We start from the raw sequence: 21,837 nt of genomic DNA on the forward strand, positions 1-21,837 counted from the left end.
GTGTTTCCCCCGATCCGCTCTTCGGGCCTCCACCGACGGCCGGGGTCGAGGTCGTCATACCCGCGGCGAGAAGGGCTTTCGGCTCAACCCCCATGCTCCGTTCCCGATGGACGGGGCCAGTCCGGTCACGCGCCGACCTCGCCGAGGGGAAGCGGGCCTGGTGCGCACCCACAAGAGGAGATGAGAACCATGAGCCGGCCGCTTGCGCTCGTGCTGGCCCCGAAAGTGGCCTTCGACCCTGTCACCCACGGGCCGAGGACGACACGATCGACAACGACAACGACACCGCGCGGTGCGACGCCGGGCGGTCAGCTCGGGAGGAGGGCCCGATGAAGGATTCCGGACAAACATCGACGGACAGACCGGAACGCATCTTTCGAGACCGGCGAGAAGCTGGACGCGTTCTGGGCGAGTTGCTCGAGGCGTACCGGGGAGACCCACGCGTCGTCGTCCTCGGCCTCGCGCGCGGAGGTGTACCTGTCGCGTGGGAGGTGGCGGCTGCCCTGGGTGCACCCCTCGATGCCTTCGTCGTACGCAAGCTCGGGGTTCCCGGCCGCGAGGAGTTCGCGATGGGGGCACTGGCGAGTGGCGGCGTGGTGGTCCTGAACGACGACCTGGTGAGAGATCTCGCGATCACCCCGGAACAACTGCGTCGGGTCGTGGACCGGGAGGGACGCGAATTGGTCCGCCGTGAAGCGGCATACCGGGGAAACCGGCCCCCGACCGACGTCGCGGGAAAGATTGCGATCCTCGTCGACGACGGTCTCGTGACAGGAGCCAGCATGCATGCGGCGGTCGACGCGCTGCGTGAGCAAGAGCCCGAACAGATCGTCGTCGCGGTACCGGCCGCGCCGGAATCGACGTGCCGCGATCTCCGAGCGGTGGTCGACGACGTCGTGTGTGCGACGATGCCGTTTCCCTTCCGCGCCGTGGGGGACTCGTTTTGGAACTTCGCCCAGGTGACGGACGAGGAGGTGCGGACGTTGCTGCGCACACCCACCGTCGGCCCGGGGACCCCGAACGCCCGGATACTCGAATTCAACTCGGCCGCGGGAATCGTTCGCTTGGCATCTCGTGAGGCGCCCGACGGTGTGCCGGCACCGCAGGACCTGCTCGACCTCGTCGGTGACGCGCGGATCGTGCTGATCGGCGAGAGCTCGCACGGAACACACGAGTTCTATGCCGCACGCGCGGAGATCACCAGGAGATTGATCGAGGAGAAGGGTTTCACCGCTGTTGCGGCGGAGGCCGACTGGCCCGACGCCTATCGGGTCAACCGCTACGTGCGCGGACACGGCAGCGACACGTCGGCGGAGGAGGCGCTGCGCGGATTCGAGCGCTTCCCGGCCTGGATGTGGCGTAACACGGTGGTCCGCGACTTCGTCGCGTGGTTGAGGGAGCACAACGACCGGTGCGCGACGGACGGCCGAGACCAGACAGGCTTTTACGGACTCGATCTCTACAGCCTGCACCGCTCCATGCGGGAGGTGATCGACTACCTGGACCGGGTCGACCCGGCGGCGGCCCAGCGGGCACGCGCCCGCTATTCGTGCTTCGAGCACGTATCCGGGGAAGACGGTCAGGCGTACGGCTACGCCGCAGCGTTCGGTGCGGGGGAATCCTGCGAGCAGCAGGTCGTCGACCAGCTCGTGGACCTGCAACACCACGCCCTCGAGTACGCCCGCCGCGGCGGTATCCTCGCCGACGACGACCAGTTCTACGCGGAACGGAACGCGTGGAGTGTGCGCGACGCCGAGGAGTACTACCGCACCATGTTCGGTGGCCGGGTGTCGTCGTGGAACCTACGCGACCGTCACATGGCCGACACGCTCGACGCACTGATCGCTCATCTCGACCGCCGGCTCGGGAGTACCGCCCGCGTGGTCGTCTGGGCTCACAACTCCCACGTGGGCGACGCGCGTGCCACCGAGGTCGGAACCCAGGGCGAACTGACGGTGGGCCAACTGGTGCGCGAACGGTACCGCGACGACTGCCGCCTGATCGGATTCAGCACCTACGCGGGAACGGTCACCGCGGCCAGCGAGTGGGGTGGACCGGCGGAACGGAAGGTGGTCCGCGCCGCGTTGCCCAGCAGTGTCGAAGAACTCTTCCACGAGGTGGGAAAGGACGCGTTCCTCGTCCGCACCGACCACGACCGGAGGACCGCGGACACCCTTCGGGTCGCGCGCCTGGAGCGGGCGATCGGCGTGATCTACCGCCCGGAGACGGAACGGCAGAGCCACTACTTTTACACGCGGCTGTCCGATCAGTTCGACGCGGTGATCCACATCGACACCACGCACGCCCTCGAACCGCTCGAACGCACCAGCCTGTGGGTGGAAGGCGAAATGCCGGAGACCTACCCGTTCGCTCTGTGACCTGCTGCGGGACTCGAGATGGCAAACACAAGTAGGACGACCGAGAGGTGCCCTGGCCGTGACGACCGAGAATTCCTCGACCCGAGAACGTGTACTCATCGTCGGCGCAGGCTTCGCCGGCTTCGAGTGTGCCCGCAGACTCCCGCATCTCCTCGCGAAGGACCCACGGAACCAGACCGAGGTGATATTAGTCTCGACACACGACTACATGCTCTACACCCCGTTGTTGCCGGACGTGGCCGGCGGCATCCTCGACCCGCGGTACGTCTCGGTGCCGCTGGCCGGCTCGCTCCCCGGCGTCGAGTTGATCACCGGACGGGTGACGTCGGTGAACTTCGATTCACGCACCATCACGCTGATGGACTGTGACGCGGATGTGGCCCAGTTGCACTGGGATCGACTGGTACTCACCCCCGGCTCGGTGACACGGACGGTCGACATTCCGGGCCTGAAGGAGAACGCCTGTGGCCTGAAGACGGTAGGCGAGGCACTGTACCTACGGGACCAGCTGCTGACACAGCTCGAACTCTCCACCCACGAAACGATCCCGTGCAGAGGGAAGCGCAGCGGACGGTGGTCGTGGTCGGAGCTTCGTATGCCGGCACCGAACTGGTCGCCCAGCTACGTGCGCTCGCCGACGAGGTGGCGCGTCAACGCCGGTTCGATCCCACGCAGGTCCGGTTCCTGCTGCTCGACAGAGCCGACCGGGTGATGCCCGAGCTCGGCGAGAAGTTGGGCAGACAGGTACTGGAGGTGCTTCGCCAGCGCGGCATCGAGGTGCGCCTCGGCACGACTCTCGATGCCCTCACCGGCGAACACGTGGTGCTCAGTGACGGCACGACGATTCCCACCCGCACCGTCGTATGGGTCACCGGTGTCACGGCCAGCCCGCTGATCTCCACACTCGATCTCCCTCTCACCGAGGGCAGGCTCATCGTCCAACCCGATCTCAGTGTGCCGGGGGCTCCCGACGTGTTCGCGGCCGGGGACGCCGCAGCGGTACCCGACCTGAAAAATCCCGGGCACATCACGCCGCCGACCGCACAGCACGCCGTTCGACAAGGCCACCTGCTGGCCCGAAACGTAGCGAGCAGCCTTGGAATGGGTCGGCCGGCACCGTACAGGCACCGCAATATGGGGCTGGTCGTCGACCTCGGCCCTCGTTTCGCGGTCGCGAATCCGCTGGGCATCAACCTGTCCGGCCTACCCGCGAAGATAGTGACCCGCCTCTATCATCTGTATGCGCTGCCGCGGACCGCGAACCGGTTCGCCGTCGCGGCGGCGTACCTCCTCGAGATGGTCGCCCCCCGCCCGCTCGTCTCGTTCGGCCTGGCCAGCGCTGAAGAGACCCGCTTTGCGGCGCAAGACCTATAGTGACACATCAGTTTCTGCTTACTACCAAGGCCGTTCGGAAGCCTCGCGCCCGATCCGCAGGACCGTTGGGCCGAATGCTGCCAGTATGAAGCCACCGGAAGGAGTGCGTTGCCGATGTTCACGGTCCGCCGCGGCAGGTGTTGGTGGCGACCGACCTGTCCGACCCGGCGGGCCAGGCAGTACGGCGGGCAGCACAGCTGGCCGGTCAGCACGGCGCGCTGGTCACCGCGCCAATTTGAAAACCATTGGGCAATCACCCCGTCCACGACCAGACATAAACACCGCGGACTGACCGGACGCCGCATCTCGGGCACCGAGACGGCTCAATTCGGCGTTCATCGGCGGATCGTCGCGTCATCCGGGTCTGACGGAGGAGTCCCATGCTCTGCATGGTCGTCACGCAAAGCACGCACGCGTGGCGATCAGTCCAGACGAATCAATTCGTCGAGTGACGAACCAGATACTATTGGCGCCGATTCTGAGTAGCCACGGGCCGTATCCAGCGGGGTCTCGGGTCCAGCCCCGCGCGAGGATATTGACCCGGATGACAAGCGCGGCGTTTTCCATGATCGCCACCCGAGTCAGACCGTGCGCCCCGTGTTTAGACGCCGCACTCGTAGGGAATCAACACGCACGTGTCTCAAGTAGGTTGACAATTACCGTCGGTACCCACGATTGGCCTATACCGTCGCTGCGCGTGCGACCTCGTGTCGCCAGACTGCGCCGGTGTTGAAGTTGGCGCCGAGGTCGGGAAGATCCTCCCAATCGGCGTCGTCGATGTCGACGAGCGTGCCACCCGCGCTCACGACAGCCAAGGACATGCGCGCCAGCTCTTCCAGGCTGGCGGCCTGCAGAACCGACTGTTGCACCGACGACGCGACGGAGGTGATGCCATGTCCGCGGCAGATGACGACGGGTCGATCGCCCATCGCCGTCACCATTTCCTTGCCGAGTTGGGTGCGATGAATCAACACTGCGCGGCGGTACACCGGCACCCCACCCCGCGCGAGAACTGCACCGGGGATGTCGTAGGCCCCGTAGATGGGCCGCAGCGAGATACCCGCTAGGTCGGCTGCAACAATCGACGGGGGGTGCAGGTGCGCTACAGCTCGGATGTCGGGCGAGGCCCGCATCGACTCGACGTGAACGGGCAACTCCTTGGGTACCTGATAGCCGTTGTCGAGTTCACCTGGAGCGCCGGCTGTTCCGTCGAACCGTACGAGTCGAATGTCGGACGGGCGTGTATAGGCCACGCCGGTGTCGTCTGCACTGCGACACCTGATGAGCAGAAGGTCAGGGGAGACTCTGAAGCTGATGTGGCCCAGGATGCCCTCCATCAAACCCCGGGCAGCGGCAACCCTGCACGCCTCGGCTACGACGACCCGTGCACCCTCGATGTCCGTCTCGTTCACGTGGTTTCCTTGACCGTGGTGCGGGCTGACACCGTCATTGCCTCGAGACGTGCCGCAAACTCGGCATATTCGACCCCGAGTGCGATCGCTTTGCGGGCGGTGACAAGCGCTTTCGGCCAATTGACGACGACGACCCCGGCCAGTCTGCCGTTCTCGTCGGGGTAGCAGACCGCGAACCGAGCCTTGTTCGTCACCTCGCCGATGACAGTGTGCGTCGACGAGCCCGCCAGTCCGACCGTCTGTATCTTCCAGTCGTACTGATCGCTCCAGACGTATTCGACCGGTTCGTGGCGCATCTTCTTGTCCGGGCGAGCGATGTTCCGGGCGACCACGACGGCTTGCTCCACCGCGTTCGTCCAGTGCTCGAGCCGGGTCGAGCCGCCGCGTCGGGTGTTGTCGAACCGGCACACGTCGCCGACTGCGTAGATGTTGTCGTGACCGATTGCACGGCAGTACACGTCACACACCACACCATTGCTCACCTCCAGACCGGAGGACTCGAGCCAGTCGTCGTTCGGTATCGCCCCGATTCCGACGACCACCGTGTCGGCGGCGAGCGTCGACCCGTCGGACAAGCCGATCGCGAAGGACCCGTGCTCACCGTGCACGGACTCGACACCGACCCCGAATCTGGTGTCGACGCCGCGACGCCGATGGAGGTCGATGAACAGCTCGCCGATCTCCGCACCCATCACGCGTGCCATGGGCACGGGTTCTGGATCCACCAGCGTCACGCGCATCCCGAGTTCGACCGCGGTTGCCGCGGTCTCCGCGCCGATGAAGCCGCCGCCGATAATGACGAGGTGGTCGGTGGTGCCGAGATGGCGGCGTAGTGCGCGGGCGTCCGCGGCTGTTCGTATCACGTGTAGGCCGTTCGGCGTTCCCCATGGTGACGGCCGGGCGCGAGCGCCGGTGGCGAGCACCAGGTTGTCGAATGCGACCCTCGTACCGTCTGCGAGTTCGACATCCCGGTTTGCCGTGCTCAGCCGTATGGCTGGTTGGCCCAACCGAAGCTCGAGATCGAGTTCCCGAGCCTGTTCGGTGGTCAACAACGTAATCTCGGCCATCGTAGAGTCACCTGCCAGGATCGACTTCGACAATGGCGGCTTGTCATAGGGCAGTTCGCCTTCGGCACCGATGAGAACGATGGCGCCCGGATACCCTTCCGACCGCAGTGCCTGCGCAGTTCGGACACCACCGATCGATGCACCGACGATGACCGTGGTCGATTCCGGCATCAGTCTTCGATCCAGAGCGCGGAGACCGGGCAGGACCGGGCAGCACTGTCGACGCGTCCCCGTTCCGATTCGGGGACCTCCACACTCAACAGTTCGACGACACCGTCGTCGTCGATGTCGAAGTAGTCGTCGGCAGCGACGACGCAATTGGCATATCCCTGACATGCACCAAGATTCGCTTTGACGACAGCCATCGCGGTTTCCTCTCTTTCCGAACTGGTCGAACTCGTATCAGCGGGTCGAAGGTTTGGGGGCTCCGATTCCGAAGCCGCCGTCGGGATGCGTCGCGCCTGCGGTGATTCCTCGGGATCTGTCGGAAGCGAAGAACACGAAGCTCCACGCATGGTCCTCACCTGAGAGGGCCACGTTGAGCGGTGTCCGCGCCGCCAACTCGCGTGCACGATTCGGATTGTCGTCGAGTCGATCGGCGTCGCGTCCCAGGCTCGCCAACCCGCGCAGGTCGGTGTTCAACGTGCCCCCCGGGGCGACTCCGTTGACGCGAATATCTGGGGCGAGCTCGTAGGCCAGGGTGGTGACCAGCCCGCGTACGGCAAATTTGGAAGACACGTAGAGCACTCCGCCTCGTCCGGGATAGAACGACGAGGCAGACTCCGCCAGCACGATCGACGATCCGCGGTGCTTGCGCAGCTCCGGTACGGCGGCCTTGACCGAGTGCATGTGGCTGAGCACGTTGGTTCGGAACATCTCGTCGAACGCCACGTCGAGTGTGTCCGCGGGGATGTCCTCTATGCCCTGGTAGAAGTCGAAGATCCCGACACAGTTGACCAGTGTGTCGAGCCCTCCGAACGCGGCGACCGCAGCCGCGACGGCAGCGTCGTTGTCCGCCGCGCGTGTGGCGTCACCTTCGATGACCGGTACCTGGGGTAGGTGTTCGCGCAGCACTCGACACTTGTTCGGGTCACGCTCGAGTACCGCGACGCACGCGCCTTCGGCGAGGAACGCATCGACGACTGCTCGCCCGATCCCCGAGCCCCCGCCAACGACAAGTGCCCGCTTGCCGTCGAGCCAGCCAGTCATTCGTTGTCTCCCTCTGCGATCAACGGAGCAAACATGTTTCCCACCATCGCGGCGAAGGTGGCCGGGTTCTGCCAGGTCAGCGCCTCGAGTTCCAGCGGGTCCACACAGACCCACTGTCCGGACTTCGGGGCGTGCACCAGCAGCCGTACGCCGTTGCGGGTCGCCACCTTGTGCACGTTGACCTCGGCGAATTCGTTGGCGATGGTCAGCGGATCTCCGACGGCACCAGCCAAGAGCTGCGCGAACTCGTCTGTGGCACGGCGCGCGGCGCGTGCGTCCTGCTCCTCGCCGTCCCACTGCAAGCTCATAGGAACACCGCGAGATTCTGCATCCGCATCACGGACTCGTCGACAAAGATGGTGCGTCGTGCGAGCTTCCATTCGTCACCGACGCGCCTGAGCAGATCCTCGCGTCCACACGAGACGAGTGCCGACTCATTGACATCGCCTCTGCTGCGGAACAGCAATTCGGCGCTTTCGACGACGAGGTGGTCCTCGGCGTCGGTGAGGAAGGTCCGGATGTTGGTGATGTAGTGGCGCAGTCGTGACGGGGGATCCTCGGTCCACGCGTGCTCGGTGACGAACCGCGCGACCCGCCGGCTCAGCGAATACTTGTTCTCATCGAAATGTGCCATTCCTGGTGAGGTGTCGAATCCCGAGTTGAGCGCCGTGGTTACCCGAACCGGCATGAGGTAGTGGATATCGTCGGTGATGTTGTCGAGCCAGGTTTGGTATTCCTGTGCGTCGAGCAGATATGCCTCGTCGATCAAGAATTGGTGCGCGTCCAGGTGCCGTCGATCGTCGAATCGCAGCGGAGTTCCGGTGCGCGTGACGCGCGATGCATGGTCGCCCAGCACGGCTTGTTCCGAATAGGTCGAGCCTTCACCTACGCGGCTGTAACCGGTATTGGTAGCTCGCACAGAGGTGGTCATGCCAGCACCGCCCCGTTGACAGTCGCGTCCTTGCTGTGGTCGCAGCTGCCGTTCGTCGGAGTCAGCGGCCTGATTCCGTCTGGATTGTCGGTTCCCACCGATGTCGGCCCCACCTCCAGTGCCGGCTTTTCGAGGTAGTCCGCCCACATTTCGAGAAGTTTGCGCTGGTTGGCCTCGTTGTATCCGACCTGCGCCGTCCCGGGGCCGTGGAACTCGTCGGCGGTGAGCTCATCGGAGACGCGTGTCCCGTCCTCGAGCAGACCCATGCGACTGTTGAGTAACAGGCGCCGCGCCATCGATCCTGCGGAGGTGTTCGTCAGCGACACCCAGTTCTCGACATCGTCCTGTTCGAACATGCCGGTGGATCCGAAGCACATCAGGTATGCCTTGTACGACTTCTTCTTGAATTCTTCCGGCGCGCTCCGGTCGACCGCGAAGAAGGACAACACCTCGGTCTCGTTCTCACTGATCGGTTGCCAGAGTCGAATGGAGATGAACGGCAGAACGTCGTCGCCGTCCTCGACCTTCGGCCAGTTGTGCACGAAGCTCAGGTTCGGAAACACCGATGCTGCCGAGATCATGAAGCCGTCTGCGCCGATTACTCGCTGCTGCTCGTCCGACCACACCTCCTTGGCCCGGTCGGTCATCTCCGCGGTGTATCCCACGTACTGCATGCGCTCGTCGAAGGTGCCGTCTGGCAACTTGTACGTCGTTCCCCCACCTGGTCCTGCCCAGTAGGTTGCTCCGTCCTTGCGCTTCTCCGCTTTCGGTTCGCGGAACAGGCCGATCTCGACGACCGAGGTGTGTGTCTGCGGCGTGTGGTACATGTCGCCCGCGAAATTCTCGGCTCCGATCTTCCAGTTCGCTTTGACCCTCCAACGCTGCGGGCCCCGTACCTCGAGCCCCGACTCGCTCTGCTTGGTGTAGTAGTCGAGGTAGAACTTGAAGTCACCCAGATAGTCCGACAGCGATTCCGCGTTCGGATCCATATTGATGAAGATCATTCCGTTGTAGCTGTCGAGATTGGGTGCAGGGAGGAGTGTCTGGCCCTTCTTCTTGAAGCCCTCCTCGCCCCCGTACGCCTCCTCGTGGAACGGCAGTCCGATGATGCGGCCGTCGTTTCGGTACGACCAACCGTGATAGGGGCAGCGAAAGTTCGACGCGTTTCCCATTTCCGCGCGACACACCTGCATCCCGCGGTGCAGACACATGTTGAACATCGCCCGAATCCCCCCTTTGGAGTCGCGGGAGATGATGAACGAATCCTCGAGCACCCGGCGGACAACGTAGTCCCCCGCCTGCGGTACCTCGGATTCGTGCGCGACGAACAACCACGATCGACTGAAGACGGTCGCCTTCTCACGCTCGAAAATCTCTTTGTCGTTGTAGATGTGCGCCGGGATCATGCCGCGGCGAATGTCTTCCATCGCTTGTGTGTGGTGGGTCGTCCGGGGTTCCAAGGTTCATTCCTCTTCGATCGACGATGGCAGTCTCTCTGCTATGCAGAAGCGCCTTCTGTTAGCTAGATGTTGCTCTCTTCAGCCCGACGAGTCAACCCCCTGCGCGTACGCGGATTCCACCCGCTGGCAGGTCGACCGCACACCCGACCTGACACGTATGCTCTCTGCTATGCAGAACCACGGTCCACGGCAACAGGCGCCGGAGGCGACACCACCGCAGTACCCGATCGAATCCGTCGACAACGCACTTCGTCTGCTGTTGCTGCTCGGTGAACAGACCGAAATTCGGCTGACCGAGGCGAGCCAGTACCTCGGAGTTGCGTCGTCGACGGCTCACCGACTTCTGGCGATGCTCCAGTACCGGGGCTTCATTCGGCAGGATCCGGCCAGCAAGGCCTATCGTCCGGGCCCAGCGCTGACGGGGGTCGCGTTTGCGATTTTTGCCAGGCTCGACATTCCTCAGACGGCGGCACCGATCCTGCGCACCCTCAGCGAGGAACTGCGTGAAACTGTCCATATCGGGGCACTCGACGGTCGAACCGTGCGCTTCATCGCCGCCCTGGAGAGCCCATCGGCAGTCCGGGTTGCGTCCCGGTTGGGCAAGGTCATGCCAGCGCACTGCACGTCCACCGGGAAGGCCATGCTGGCGGAACTTTCCCTCGACGAACTGCATCAGCTGTACCCGACCGAGGAACTGGAACAGGTGACTCCCCAGTCCATCAGCACGCGGACCGAGCTCGAAGCCCAACTGGAAGAGGTCAGAAGGAACGGGTACGCGGTCAACCGGGAGGAATCCGAGGAAGGCGTTGCCTCCGTGGCCGTCTCGGTCCCGACGAACGCCCCCGGCATGCGCCTGGCAATGAATGTTTCAGCGCCCAAGCACCGCCTGCGCCCGGCACAGGTACGCAGCATCGGCCGCGCCCTGACGGACGCGGCTGATCAGCTAGCGGCAGCGCTCGGGTGAGTGTCCGGTCCACCCAGCGAGGTACGTTCTCGCGGGCACTGTGACCGTCAACTCGACGACCGAACGCTCTCGAGGTAGGCGCTGGCCTCGTCGAGTCCGACGACGTCCCCGTATTTGGCGTCGATATCGAAGAGGCTGGCAGTGTGCGGTAGTGCCGCCCGGTCCCCCACTGCGTCCTCGACCACTATGGTGTGGAACCCGTACGAGCAGGCGTCTACCGCGGTGGCACGAACACATCCGCTCGTGGTGCAGCCCACGATGATCACGGTGTCGATCCGGCGGCTGATCAACCGAGCGGCCAGGTCGGTGCCGAAGAAGCACGATGCGTACTTCTTCACCAATGTCGTCTCACCTGGCTGTTGTTCGAGCCGCTCGTCGATCTCGACCCATTGACTGCCCTCGACCAGATACTTGTTCGAGGGGATCTTGCCGATCCAGGCGCCGGCCTCTTGGAGTTCCGCGTCGTAGGCCACTGTGGAGAAGATGATCGGCACCTGGGCCTTTCGCGCGAGCGCGAGGAGAATCGTCGTTGCGTCGATTTGGGTATCGAGGTCACCTGCGAGCGGCGAACGGCGATCGGTGAAGCCCGTGATCAAGTCGACCACCACCACTGCCGGCCGCACGCCGAAGCCGATGCGGCCGCCCAGACCTTTCTCCCGGAATTCGGTGCGCAACCGCTGGTATTCCTCTGCTGCGGCAGTCAGGGCGCTCATCAGTGTCCTCCGGAAAATGGGTGTGGGCATGGGCCGGAAAGGCCCACTGCCGATTCGAATAGTTGCGTGCGGCGATCAGTTGACCGCGTCGGTGATCTTCCGTTCGATGGCCCACAGGGCGATGTTGCCCACCAGCGCCATCGAGACCAGCAGCATGATCACTCCGTACATCGTCGGCAGATCCAACTTGCCGTACGCAAGCATCGCCATCTGCCCCAATCCTGCTCTGGTCGCGAAGAACTCGGCGATCAGTACATTGATGAAGGCAATGCTGAAGCCGATTCGGATACCGACCATGAGAGAGGGCGCCATCGCGGGCACCACGATTTTGCTCATTGCCTGAAGCGGACTTGCACCGGTGGCCCGGCCGAGTTTCAGCAGGATGGGGTTGATGGCGCGTACTCCCGCCGCCGTCGAGACGATGATGGGGAACACCGCGGCCAATGCGGCCATTGCCGACTGTGCTCCGAGTCCCAGGCCGAAGATCTGCAGCAGGATCGGAAAGAAGATTACCCGTGGTATGGCGAAGGCACCCGCGATGATCGGATCGAACACATCACCGAGAAACTTGCTTCGCCCGATGATGTATCCAGTCGGGAAACCCACCGCTGTTGCGATGACGAATCCGAGTCCGACAGCACTCATCGTGGCATTGAGATTCCTGTAGATGGAACCGTCTGCGAACAGTCCCCATACCGCCGACATCGACGCGCCCGGGGACGGCACAAGTTCGCTGGTCGCTGCAATAAGCGCCCAGACACCGATCAACCCGATGACGATGAGTATTCGCAGGACGTTGTCGGCCCACCGCTGTGACAGGCGGAACCGCTGTTCCGTATTCTGTTTGCCTGCTTCACCTTCGGTTCCGGCGCTGAGCGTGGTGGCGTTCACAACATGTCCCTTCGAATGGCTCGTTCAGCCAGGCCGAGTGCACTGTTCACTGCGATGCTGAAGACCACGACAATGGCAATGTAGGCCCACATGTCCGCGACGTAGAGTTCGCGGTACATAAAGCCCGCACGAAACCCCAGGCCTTTCGAGGCCAGAATGAACTCCATCGCGATGGTGCCGATGACTGCATAGATGAATCCGAGCTTGATCCCGGGAAAGATGAGCGGCGTGGCGGCCGGGAACAGCACCTTGAAATATTGCTGCCGGCGCGAGGCACCGACCGATCGCGCCAGCTTGTGCAGCACCGGTTTGACGTCTCCGAGCGCCACCATCGTGGTCAGCGCTATTGGAATGAGGGCCATCGTGCTCGCGATGACGATGATTGGTCCCGCGTTGAGTCCGAGCACCGCGACCAGAATAGGGTAGAACAGCAATGTCGGCATCGCGTACCCGGTGACGATGAATGGCTCGAGGACTCGGCCGACGACCCGGACCCTCCAGAGCAATACCCCCAGGGGCACCCCGCCGAGCACGCCCAGTGCGAACGCCGCCAGTATGGTCACGCTCGTCCGCGTCAGATCGGTGACGAAGTGGGTGCTCGGGATGATTGCCGCGACGTGGGCGAGTATCTCGGACGGCGCGACCATCTGATTGCGGTCGATCCAGCCGGTTCGCGTTGCCGCCTCGAGCAACAACACCAGAGCAACCAGCATCGTCCAACGTACGACGCGTGCCCGATGTTTCGCTCGTCGGAATCCCGACCTTGGCGTTTCGTGGAGGGCCGCCTGCGGCGAGGTCACAGTCATGCGGCATCCGTCCCGTGCCCCAGTGTCTTAGCGGCCTCTTCCTTGATTATCGACCACAGGTGATCCTCGAGTTCCTTGAATCTGGCCATGGCGTGTGTGCCGCTCGGGCGTGGACGAGGGAGCCCGACGTCGATCACCTCTCGGACCACCGATGGACGTGCCGACATCACCCAGATCTGATCCGACAGATAGATCGCCTCTTGGATGTCGTGAGTAACGAAGAGCACCCGATTGTGGGTCTGCTCCCAGATCTTCAAGAGCTCGCGCCCGATGAACTGTCGCGTCTGCTGATCCAGAGCGCCGAACGGTTCGTCCATCAACAGAATTCGAGGATCCGTGGCGAGTGCACGGGCGATCGCCACGCGTTGACGCATACCTCCGGAAAGCTGCCCGGGCCGGTGCTTCTCGAAACCCTTCAACCCGACCAGTTGGATCATCGCACGCGCTTTTTCCAGGCGCTCGTCCTTGTCGACGTGCTTGATCTCCAACCCGAAAGCCACATTGTCGAGAACACTCCGCCAGTGCAGCGTCGAATCTTCCTGAAACACCATGGCGGTGTCCTTACGGGGCCCTGTGACAATCTCCCCATCGATGGTCACCCGTCCACGTGAGGGAACAAGTAAGCCACAGGCCATGTCCAGCAAGGTGCTCTTTCCGCATCCACTCGGACCGATCACCGATACGAACTGGCCCTCCGCGATCGATGCCGTGACGTTACGCACGGCCTCGGTCCGCCCGGTGTCGGAATCGAAAGTCATACCGATACCGTCGAAAGAGACGTTCTTCGATTCGACTTGTGTAGTGGTCATGTTCTCTTCCCGCCTTATAGTTCGACTACAACTGAGTCAATATCGACCTTGCCGCCGAGTCGTCCGGCCTCGACGCCCGAGGCCACGACCGCTTCGAGTTGCGGGCGCGCGAAGTCGAGACTGAAGAAGCCTCGCGAATTCTCCAACGCCGCCAGAGCGATCTCGGGCTTGTACTTGATTGTGCGGCCATATATTTCGGCCGCTCGCTCGAGATCCGTATCGATCATCTCGATACCGCGACCCACAGCACGCATCCACCCCGCCAAGACGTCCCGATTCTTTTCGATGAACGGGGTGGTGGCACACAGGCAGGTGTCCGACCAGTCCTGGACGTAGTCCCGGGATCGCCAAATCACCTTCGCGCCGGTTTCGGCGATGATGCGCTCGGACAGCGGGGACGCAGTCCACGCGACATCGACAACGCCCTGGGAAGCGACGGTCCACGAATCGCTCGCGGATCCGACGCTGAGCAGCTCGACGTCGACGCCGGGTGTCAAACCCGCCAATCGAAGCGTCTTCTCGGCGAAGTCGGTCGAGTTCGATCCCGGGCTGCTCACACCGATGGTGCGGCCCCGAACATCTTCGATCGTGTTGATCGGGGAGTCAGCGGGGGCGATGAAGTCCACAGATGCCGCGGTGTAGACGTTCCCGAACGCCTTGACATCGAGTCCGCGCTCCACGGCGATGAACACCGGAATCGTCGCCGAAGTGCCGAATCCGATCCCGGAGCCGATTCCACGCACGGTGTCCAGCCCACCCGGGAACTGAACGTTCTCCAGCGCCAGCATCTCTTCTTCGTAGTAGCCCTCGGACGCTGCGATCAGAAACGGGGCCGAATGGATCAGGCTCGCCAACCCGGTGATGGCGACGTCACCTCGATAGACGCCGTCCCTACCTCGCGACTGGGTAGCACACCCTGCGCCGGCTCCCACAGCGAGGAGACCCCCCAGAGCCGCCGTCACTCTCATGAAATCCCGCCGACTCAGCGAACTACTGCCCATATCGACCCGATTCCTTCTGTAGTCCCGTCACACCTGGCCCCGAAAGTGAAGCACATCACGCGACTGTTGTACAGAAGCTAACTCTGGTCTGCAGAGAGACAGTGTTGCGGGTGTCCCCAAATGCCACACTGCACCGTGGGTGCGCAGAACCTCGCGCTTTCACGATGATTGAGCGGAAGTCCGCCCCTGCGACACAGCCCCGTTCCCAGCCAGACCCAACGGGTCACGGCTCCATCCCCGAGGTCTGGTGGCGGAAAGGCTGACCGTGGTGTTCCTGACGGCGTCGGCCGACTCGATGTACCCGATCGGCAAGTCCCGCGAACCTCCGAAGCACGTGGGGTCCTGGCGCTGCTCGGTCTCCCGGTTCCGATCGCCGTCGATCATCGCGCTCGGCTCCGTCGTGTCGCCTCCGTACCCGCATAGGTCCTGAAAGGCTCGGCCCTCCTGTGCGCGCTCATGGCCGCCTCGCTGTTGCCCGCGTCGGTTTCGCCGCCCTCATGACGTCATCGGCCACGACAGACAATGACTCCAGCACAACCGAAGTCACCTCCCGCAGGGGAGCCCCGCATGCGTCGACACAGACACGCTGGGAGCGTCGCATCCCTCTCCGTACCGCGTGGGTGCGAGTTGCCGTCTGGGTGGGATCTCACAGAAGCCGGCCGAGTCTTGCTGCGTACTTGTTCAGTACGGGCACGGCTGCCTCACGGATGTCGTGCAGGGTAGTTCTGGCTGTGGACGCACTGACACTCATTGCCGCCACGGTTTCGCCCCGGGCAGTCCGCACCGGTACGGCTATCGACAGCATGCCGAGTTCGATTTCTTCGTCAGTGCAGGCCACGCCGCTCTCCCTCGCCGTCAGGATTCGCTCGCTGATGGCATCGACATCGGTCAGTGTCTTGGGTGTGCGCGGCTGCGGGTGGCATTCTCGGAGGTAGTCGTCGAGTTGCGTATCGGGAAGTCCGGCCAGCAGTACTCGACCGGTCGCGGAGCTGTGGGCGGGCAGTTTGGCGCCGACCCGGACTCCGGTCGCGACGATCCGTGCGGCCTCGGCGCGGGCGACGAACAGGGACCACCCATCTTCGAGAACCGCGAGCGACACCGACTCGCCCAGCGCATCGCGGGCGTCGGCCAACTGCGGCTGGGCAAGTTGCGGCAATGGCGCGGTGTCCAGATAGGCCCCGCCCAGCCGAAGCATCCTGGGTGTCGGTCGGAAGTTTCCGTTGTCGTGGGTCAGGTAACCGAGCTCGACGAGAGTGAGCAGGCAGCGGCGCGCCGCGGCGCGGGAGGTGTTCGTCCGCTGAGCGGCGTCGGTGACGGTCAGTTGCGGGTGGCGGATGCCGAAGGCCTCGATGACCGCCAGGCCCTTCGCCAGTCCGGCCATTCCCTCGGGAGCGCGGGCAGCACCCTTGACACTGCCCTTATCGTCCGGCTTAATTGTTCGAGAATTGCTCATCTGTTCGTTATACGAACAGCCATGGGGCTTGTCAAGTCCCGGCGAGCGAGTTCTCTGATGTCCCGACTGGTTGTCCAGACTGAGGAGAAATTATGGAAAGCAGCGTTGTCGACACGGTCCGCGAGACCCCGGTGGATTGGACCGACGACCTCACCCGGGTGCCGTATCGGGTGTTCCAGGGCGAGGACGTCTACGCGGCCGAGCAGACCAAGTTGTTCCACGGCCCGTATTGGAGCTACCTGTGCCTGGAAGCCGAGGTAGCCGGCCCGGGAGACTACTGCTCCACCTTCGTCGGTGAGACACCGGTGATCGTGGCGCGCGACCGAGACGGTGAGCTCTACGGCTTCGAGAACCGGTGCGCCCATCGCGGCGCCCTACTCGCCCTGGACGACCGCGGAAACACGAAGGACTTTACGTGCGTCTACCACGCGTGGAGCTACAACCTGCAGGGCGATCTGACCGGAGTAGCATTCCAGGACGGAGTCAAAGGCAAAGGCGGAATGCCTGATTCGTTCTGCATGGAGGACCACGGACCGCGCAAGATGCGCATCGCCGTACTTCACGGCCTGGTTTTCGGGAGTTTCTCCGATGACGTGCCCGACATCGAGGACTATCTCGGCGAAGAGATCACGAGTCGGATCGCCCGTGTCCTCGCGGGACGCACCCCCGAGATCATCGGACGCTTCACACAGATCCTTCCCAACAACTGGAAGCTGTACGTAGAGAACGTCAAGGACTCCTACCACGCCAGCATCCTGCACCTGTTCTTCACGACCTTCGAGCTCAACCGACTGTCGCAACGCGGTGGGATCATCGTCGACGAGAGCGGCGGCCACCACGTCAGTTACTCAGCGATCGACCGAGACGCCGAGAAGGACGTCGCGTACTCGGATCAGAACATCCGGTCCGAAAGCGCCTACAAACTGGCCGATCCAACGTTGCTCGAGGGGTTCAGCGAGGTCGGTGACGATACGACGCTGCAGATCCTCTCCGTCTTCCCGGGCTTCGTGCTGCAGCAGATCCAGAACTCCGTGGCTGTGCGCCAGATCCTGCCGACCGGGGTCGAACGAACACGGCTGAACTGGACGTACCTCGGCTTCGAAGAAGACACGCCCGAGCAGCGGGAAGTACGACTCAAGCAGGCCAACCTCGTGGGCCCCGCAGGCTACATCTCGATGGAGGACGGCTGTGTCGGAGGCTTCGTGCAACGCGGAATCGCAGGTGCGGCAAGCCAGTCCGCCGTGCTCGAAATGGGAGGCAGTCTAGCCGAATCCAGCGAAAGCCGTGTCACCGAAGCATCGGTCCGCGGCTTCTGGAAGGCCTACCGGGCCGCCATGAACCGACAGGAAGAGGCATGAGCGTGAACGACTTCCACCGAATCGGCCGCGTGCAGGCCGACTACTCCCGCTGCATCGACGAGGGGCCGCTCGAGCAGTGGCCGGACTTCTTCGTCGAAAACTGCATGTACCGGATCACCACCGCACAGAACTACAGCGAAGGCCTGCCCGCCGGACTGGTGTGGGCCAACACTCGCCGGATGCTGGTCGACCGCGTATCGGCGCTGCGTGAAGCCAACATCTACGAGCAACACACCTACCGTCACATCCTGGGCCAGCCCTCGGTCCTGGAAGAGAACGGTGACGGTATCCATGCCGAGACCAGCTTCCTGGTGGTGCGGGTGATGCGCGACGGCCAATCCGACATCTTCGCCAGCGGGCGGTATGTCGACCGCTATGTCGACGTGGACGATCAGTTGAAGATTGCCGAACGAGTCGTGGTGTGCGACAGCACCAACATCGACACCCTGTTGGCGCTCCCACTATGAGTGGGTCCCCCCCACGGGTCCTGCTCACGATCGGCGATCCGAATGGAATCGGCCCCGAGCTCGCGGTGAAGGCCGTCATGGCAGCGCAGGAGCATCCCGCATTCAATCCGGTCCTGGTGGGCGATCGATTCGTCGTCGAGCCACTCGCCCGCCGGGCAGGCATGACGGTCCGCGAGACAGCCGACGGCTTGGCCACGCCCATGGCCGATGTCGTCGACCTGCTTCCGGTACACTCGCTGCCCGCCGGGGCCTTCGCACCGGGCCGGGTGACAGCAGAGGCTGGGAAGGCGACGGTGGCGTACCTGGAACGGGCCGTGCGCTGCCTGCAGGGCGGCGGAGCCTGCGGCATCGTCGCATGCCCACACTCGGAAACCGCGGTCAACGCCGCCGGCATCTCCTTCGACGGATATCCGAGCTTGCTGGCCGAACTCGTCGGCGCGCGGCCCGATCAGGTGTTCTTGATGTTGATCGGTGCCGGTTTGCGCATCGTGCACGCAACGTTGCACGAATCGCTGCGGGATGCGCTTCGGCGCCTCACGCCCGAGCTGGTGCACGGGGCGGCACATGCCGCGGTGGAGACGCTACAGGCGCAGGGCATCCCGTCGCCGCGCATCGGCGTCTTCGGCATCAATCCACACGCCGGCGAGGGCGGTTTGTTCGGCGACGAGGACCTGCGGGTGACAGCGCCAGCGGTGGAGCGGCTGCGCGCCGCAGGGATCGACGCCTCGGGACCGGTCGGGGCCGACCTCATGCTGGCAGACCCCGGCTTCGACGCGTTCGTCGCCATGTACCACGATCAGGGCCATATTCCCGTCAAACTCCTCGCCGGGCGCAGCGCAGCCGCGATGACGATCGGCGCCGGAGTGCGGTTCTCCAGTGTCGGCCACGGCGCGGGGTTCGACATTGCCGGCAAGGGAGTAGCCGACCCGGATGCGGTAGTCGGGGCGCTGCGACTCGTCGGCGCCGCCGAAACCCACATGTCGGCACCCGGCACCTTTGGAGCTACCTCATGACCTACACAGTAACTGTCACCGGAACAGACATCAGCTTTCCGTGCGAGCCCGATGAGAGCGTGCTCGACGCGGCGGAACGTTCCGGATACGCGATCCCGTACTCGTGCCGCAAAGGCGTGTGCTCGAGTTGCGAAGGCGCACTCGATGCCGGCCGCCTCGATGTGCGCGGCTGGGGGATGTCGCAAGGCCCTCAGAGTGGAGTGCTGTTCTGCCAGGCCCGGCCGAGCACCGACACCTCGATCACGCCCAAGCGGATCACCAAGCAGGACACGGTGATACGCAAGACCCTGACCGCAAAGGTCCATCGGATCACCCGTCCGGCGCCCGATGTCACGGTGGTGCAGCTGCGTCTCCCCACCGGGGTGCGTGCGAAGTTCGCTGCCGGGCAGTACCTGAAAGTCTTTCTCGACGACGGTGACAGCCGGAGCTATTCGATGGCGAATCCGCCGCACGAGAACGACGGAGTGCAGCTGCACATTCGTCGGGTGCAGGGTGGACGCTTCTCCGATGAGATGCTCGGCGGGCTCGAAAGGGGAACCAGACTGAGGATCGAGCTGCCCTACGGCGAGTTCTCACTGAACCCCGACTCGGACAGGCCGGTCATCTTCGTCGCCAGCGGCACCGGCTTCGCCCCGGTCAAATCGATCATCGAGGACCACCTCAAACGTGGTGGAGAACGGTCCGTGCACCTCTACTGGGGCGCACGAGAACAGGGCGACATCTACCTACCCGAGTTGCCCGCGAAGTGGGCCTCGGATCCGGGTCGTGTCTCCTTCACTCCCGTCCTGTCACATCCCGCGGAGGACTGGACCGGACGCACCGGGCTCGTTCATCGAGCGGTGCTCGAGGACTACGCAAACCTCAGCGACCACGAGGTCTATGCATGCGGAAGCCCCGCAATGACCTCGGCGGCACGCGAGGATTTTGTCCACGAGGCCGGTTTGGCGCCAGACAATTTCTATTGCGACGCCTTCGTACCGTCGGGCGAGCCCGTTGTCACCGCGTGATCCGCTACCACGACCACATCATCCGGGCAACCGGGCATCAGATATTGTGAGGCAATCATGTCCTTAGCACCATCGCGCGTGACACTGCCGGATTTCATCGATTCGCGGCCAGTGAGTCGATACCAGTACATCGTGATCGCCCTGTGTGGGGTGGTCATGTTCATCGACGGCTTCGACACCCAGAGCATCAGCTACATGGCGCCCCACATCGCCGAGGAGTGGGGCCTGTCGAAACAGGTGCTCGGGCCCATCTTCTCCGCCGCTCTCGCCGGTCTCATGGTCGGCTATCTGGCGCTCTCGCCGCTGTCCGAGCGCTACGGCCACCGCCGGATGATCCTCACGAGCACGGTCATCTTCGCGCTCGGCACGTTGGCGGCGGCCTGGTCACAGAACGTCACCGAACTGATGGCGTTGCGCTTCATCACCGGAATGGGGCTCGGTGCCGCCGCGCCGAGTGCCATCGCACTGACGGGCGAATTCAGCCCCAAGCGTCTTCGAGCAACCTTCGTCCTGGTGATCTATTGCGGCTTCTCCCTCGGATTCGTCGCGGCAGGGCTGGTCTCCGGTTGGCTGATCCCGATCCTCGGCTGGCGGTCGGTACTCGTCGTCGGCGCAGTAGCACCGCTGCTCCTGCTCCCGGCGTTGCTGCGCTACCTGCCGGACTCACTCACCTCAATGATCAACCGAGGCGCGGAGCCCAACAGAATCCAGGCGATCTTCCGCAAAATGGATCCCGCCCTCGCCGTCGGCCCCGACATCACCTACGAGGCCGAGAAGCGTACCGACGGACAACGCACTGCACTGAGGAGCCTGTTCACCCGTGACCGACTCTTGGGAACCCTGCTGCTGTGGCTGGTCTTCGTCATCAACCTCGGCGAGTTCTACGCGCTGCAGAGCTGGCTACCGTCGATCATGACGAGCCTGGACTACAACATGGGTACGGTGGTCACCGCCACCACCCTCACCACGGTCGGCGGCATCGCCGCTGCATTTGTCACCGGGCCCTGTATGGACCGACTCGGCGCGTACGTCACCCTCGGAACCGTTTATGTCGTCGGATTCGCATTCGTTGCGCTGACCGGTGTCGCCTTTACGGCGCCGTTGTGGGTCCTATTGACGGCCAATTTCTTTGCGGGGGTCTGCATCAGCGGTGGACAGAAGAGCCTCATCGCGCTGTCCGCGGTGTTCTATCCGACACCGATGCGGTCCACCGGGGTTGGATGGGCGTTGGGTGTTGGCCGCCTCGGCGGCATCGTCGGGCCGATCGCGGTCGGAGCGGCACTCGGCATGGGCTGGTCCGCCAGTGCAGTCTTCTACGCAATGTCAGTCCCCATGCTCGTCGCCGGAGCTGCGGTCTTCCTCCTCGGCCGCTGGGTCCGAAGCGACAATCACCCCGATCGCAAGTCGGCAGAAAGTCATTCGCTCGCCCGCAAGTAGTGTGGATCGGCAACACCGGCCGGGTGATCTCAAGGCCTGCGATCTCCAGCCGGGTCGGCTACCACGACCGCGGTGCACAGGCAACGC

General features: G+C 63.8%; 21 protein-coding genes and 1 pseudogene. 9 read left to right on the plus strand and 13 right to left on the minus strand.

Annotation, left to right across the window (positions count from 1 at the left end):
- Nucleotides 1-329 precede the first annotated feature (329 nt).
- The 3 genes and pseudogenes from CBI38_RS31635 (at nt 330) to CBI38_RS40375 (ending at nt 3,991) form a co-directional block, all read left to right on the plus strand.
- Entirely contained in the window at nt 330-2,378 is a 2,049-nt protein-coding gene (locus tag CBI38_RS31635; RefSeq protein ID WP_204165041.1) for an erythromycin esterase family protein, read from the plus strand.
- A gap of 58 nt (nt 2,379-2,436) precedes the next feature.
- Nucleotides 2,437-3,752 (plus strand): annotated as a pseudogene (locus tag CBI38_RS31640) (NAD(P)/FAD-dependent oxidoreductase).
- Between the two features lie 143 nt (nt 3,753-3,895).
- Nucleotides 3,896-3,991 carry a hypothetical protein gene (locus CBI38_RS40375; RefSeq protein WP_335743649.1) on the plus strand — a complete coding sequence of 32 codons (96 nt, stop codon included), beginning with the start codon at nt 3,896-3,898 and terminating at the stop codon, nt 3,989-3,991.
- 441 nt (nt 3,992-4,432) lie between these two features.
- Here the strand turns inward: CBI38_RS40375 and phtC are convergent, their stop codons facing one another.
- The 7 genes from phtC to CBI38_RS31685 all read right to left on the minus strand — a co-directional run bounded on the left by phtC (nt 4,433) and on the right by CBI38_RS31685 (nt 9,798).
- Nucleotides 4,433-5,164: a 3,4-dihydroxyphthalate decarboxylase gene (phtC, locus tag CBI38_RS31655; RefSeq protein ID WP_109335569.1), complete on the minus strand. Its 732-nt coding sequence runs from the start codon at nt 5,162-5,164 to the stop codon at nt 4,433-4,435.
- Nucleotides 5,161-6,402, minus strand: coding sequence for an NAD(P)/FAD-dependent oxidoreductase (locus CBI38_RS31660; protein WP_109335570.1), 1,242 nt, complete (start codon nt 6,400-6,402; stop codon nt 5,161-5,163). Before CBI38_RS31660 ends, phtC begins: the two co-directional genes overlap by 4 nt.
- Nucleotides 6,402-6,596, minus strand: a complete 195-nt coding sequence (locus tag CBI38_RS31665; RefSeq protein ID WP_005256000.1) for a ferredoxin — start codon at nt 6,594-6,596, stop codon at nt 6,402-6,404. The genes CBI38_RS31660 and CBI38_RS31665 overlap by 1 nt, the downstream gene beginning before the upstream one ends.
- Nucleotides 6,597-6,633: 37 nt before the next feature.
- Nucleotides 6,634-7,440 carry a 3-(cis-5,6-dihydroxycyclohexa-1,3-dien-1-yl)propanoate dehydrogenase gene (gene hcaB, locus CBI38_RS31670; protein WP_109335571.1) on the minus strand — a complete coding sequence of 269 codons (807 nt, stop codon included), beginning with the start codon at nt 7,438-7,440 and terminating at the stop codon, nt 6,634-6,636.
- A complete protein-coding gene (locus tag CBI38_RS31675) occupies nt 7,437-7,748 on the minus strand; it encodes a hypothetical protein (RefSeq protein WP_007297300.1) in 312 nt (103 codons plus the stop codon). The genes hcaB and CBI38_RS31675 overlap by 4 nt, the downstream gene beginning before the upstream one ends.
- A complete protein-coding gene (locus tag CBI38_RS31680; RefSeq protein ID WP_007297301.1) occupies nt 7,745-8,296 on the minus strand; it encodes a 3-phenylpropionate/cinnamic acid dioxygenase subunit beta in 552 nt (183 codons plus the stop codon). The genes CBI38_RS31675 and CBI38_RS31680 overlap by 4 nt, the downstream gene beginning before the upstream one ends.
- Nucleotides 8,297-8,367: 71 nt before the next feature.
- The gene (locus CBI38_RS31685; protein ID WP_007297302.1) at nt 8,368-9,798 is read right to left on the minus strand and encodes an aromatic ring-hydroxylating dioxygenase subunit alpha; all 1,431 of its coding nucleotides are present in this window, start codon (nt 9,796-9,798) and stop codon (nt 8,368-8,370) included.
- Nucleotides 9,799-10,000: 202 nt separating this feature from the next.
- Here CBI38_RS31685 and CBI38_RS31690 point away from each other — a divergent pair, with 202 nt between their 5' ends.
- Nucleotides 10,001-10,795 (plus strand): IclR family transcriptional regulator, encoded by a 795-nt coding sequence (locus tag CBI38_RS31690; protein ID WP_007297303.1) that lies wholly within the window; start codon nt 10,001-10,003, stop codon nt 10,793-10,795.
- 47 nt (nt 10,796-10,842) lie between these two features.
- Here the strand turns inward: CBI38_RS31690 and CBI38_RS31695 are convergent, their stop codons facing one another.
- From CBI38_RS31695 to CBI38_RS31725, 6 genes are all read right to left on the minus strand, one after another.
- Nucleotides 10,843-11,508 carry an N-carbamoylsarcosine amidohydrolase gene (locus CBI38_RS31695; protein WP_109335572.1) on the minus strand — a complete coding sequence of 222 codons (666 nt, stop codon included), beginning with the start codon at nt 11,506-11,508 and terminating at the stop codon, nt 10,843-10,845.
- A gap of 75 nt (nt 11,509-11,583) precedes the next feature.
- Nucleotides 11,584-12,399 (minus strand): ABC transporter permease, encoded by an 816-nt coding sequence (locus CBI38_RS31700; protein WP_011599105.1) that lies wholly within the window; start codon nt 12,397-12,399, stop codon nt 11,584-11,586.
- Entirely contained in the window at nt 12,396-13,097 is a 702-nt protein-coding gene (locus CBI38_RS31705; protein ID WP_109336077.1) for an ABC transporter permease, read from the minus strand. The genes CBI38_RS31700 and CBI38_RS31705 overlap by 4 nt, the downstream gene beginning before the upstream one ends.
- Nucleotides 13,098-13,201: 104 nt before the next feature.
- Entirely contained in the window at nt 13,202-14,014 is an 813-nt protein-coding gene (locus CBI38_RS31710) for an ABC transporter ATP-binding protein (RefSeq protein WP_007297307.1), read from the minus strand.
- A gap of 14 nt (nt 14,015-14,028) precedes the next feature.
- Nucleotides 14,029-15,015, minus strand: coding sequence for an ABC transporter substrate-binding protein (locus tag CBI38_RS31715; RefSeq protein WP_011599107.1), 987 nt, complete (start codon nt 15,013-15,015; stop codon nt 14,029-14,031).
- A 646-nt stretch (nt 15,016-15,661) separates the two neighbouring features.
- Nucleotides 15,662-16,396: an IclR family transcriptional regulator domain-containing protein gene (locus CBI38_RS31725; RefSeq protein ID WP_109335574.1), complete on the minus strand. Its 735-nt coding sequence runs from the start codon at nt 16,394-16,396 to the stop codon at nt 15,662-15,664.
- A 164-nt stretch (nt 16,397-16,560) separates the two neighbouring features.
- Between CBI38_RS31725 and CBI38_RS31730 the strand changes: the two genes are divergently transcribed.
- The 5 genes from CBI38_RS31730 to CBI38_RS31750 are packed head-to-tail and all read left to right on the plus strand — an operon-like array spanning nt 16,561 to nt 21,750.
- Nucleotides 16,561-17,826: an aromatic ring-hydroxylating dioxygenase subunit alpha gene (locus tag CBI38_RS31730; RefSeq protein WP_109335575.1), complete on the plus strand. Its 1,266-nt coding sequence runs from the start codon at nt 16,561-16,563 to the stop codon at nt 17,824-17,826.
- Nucleotides 17,823-18,293: an aromatic-ring-hydroxylating dioxygenase subunit beta gene (locus tag CBI38_RS31735; RefSeq protein WP_109335576.1), complete on the plus strand. Its 471-nt coding sequence runs from the start codon at nt 17,823-17,825 to the stop codon at nt 18,291-18,293. Before CBI38_RS31730 ends, CBI38_RS31735 begins: the two co-directional genes overlap by 4 nt.
- Complete coding sequence (locus CBI38_RS31740) at nt 18,290-19,306, plus strand: PdxA family dehydrogenase (RefSeq protein WP_109335577.1); 1,017 nt, start codon at nt 18,290-18,292, stop codon at nt 19,304-19,306. The genes CBI38_RS31735 and CBI38_RS31740 overlap by 4 nt, the downstream gene beginning before the upstream one ends.
- Nucleotides 19,303-20,313: a 2Fe-2S iron-sulfur cluster-binding protein gene (locus CBI38_RS31745; RefSeq protein ID WP_109335578.1), complete on the plus strand. Its 1,011-nt coding sequence runs from the start codon at nt 19,303-19,305 to the stop codon at nt 20,311-20,313. Before CBI38_RS31740 ends, CBI38_RS31745 begins: the two co-directional genes overlap by 4 nt.
- 57 nt (nt 20,314-20,370) lie before the next feature.
- Entirely contained in the window at nt 20,371-21,750 is a 1,380-nt protein-coding gene (locus tag CBI38_RS31750; protein ID WP_109335579.1) for an MFS transporter, read from the plus strand.
- Nucleotides 21,751-21,837 lie beyond the last annotated feature (87 nt).

Source organism: Rhodococcus oxybenzonivorans, assembly GCF_003130705.1.
Classification (GTDB): Bacteria; Actinomycetota; Actinomycetes; order Mycobacteriales; family Mycobacteriaceae; genus Rhodococcus_F; species Rhodococcus_F oxybenzonivorans.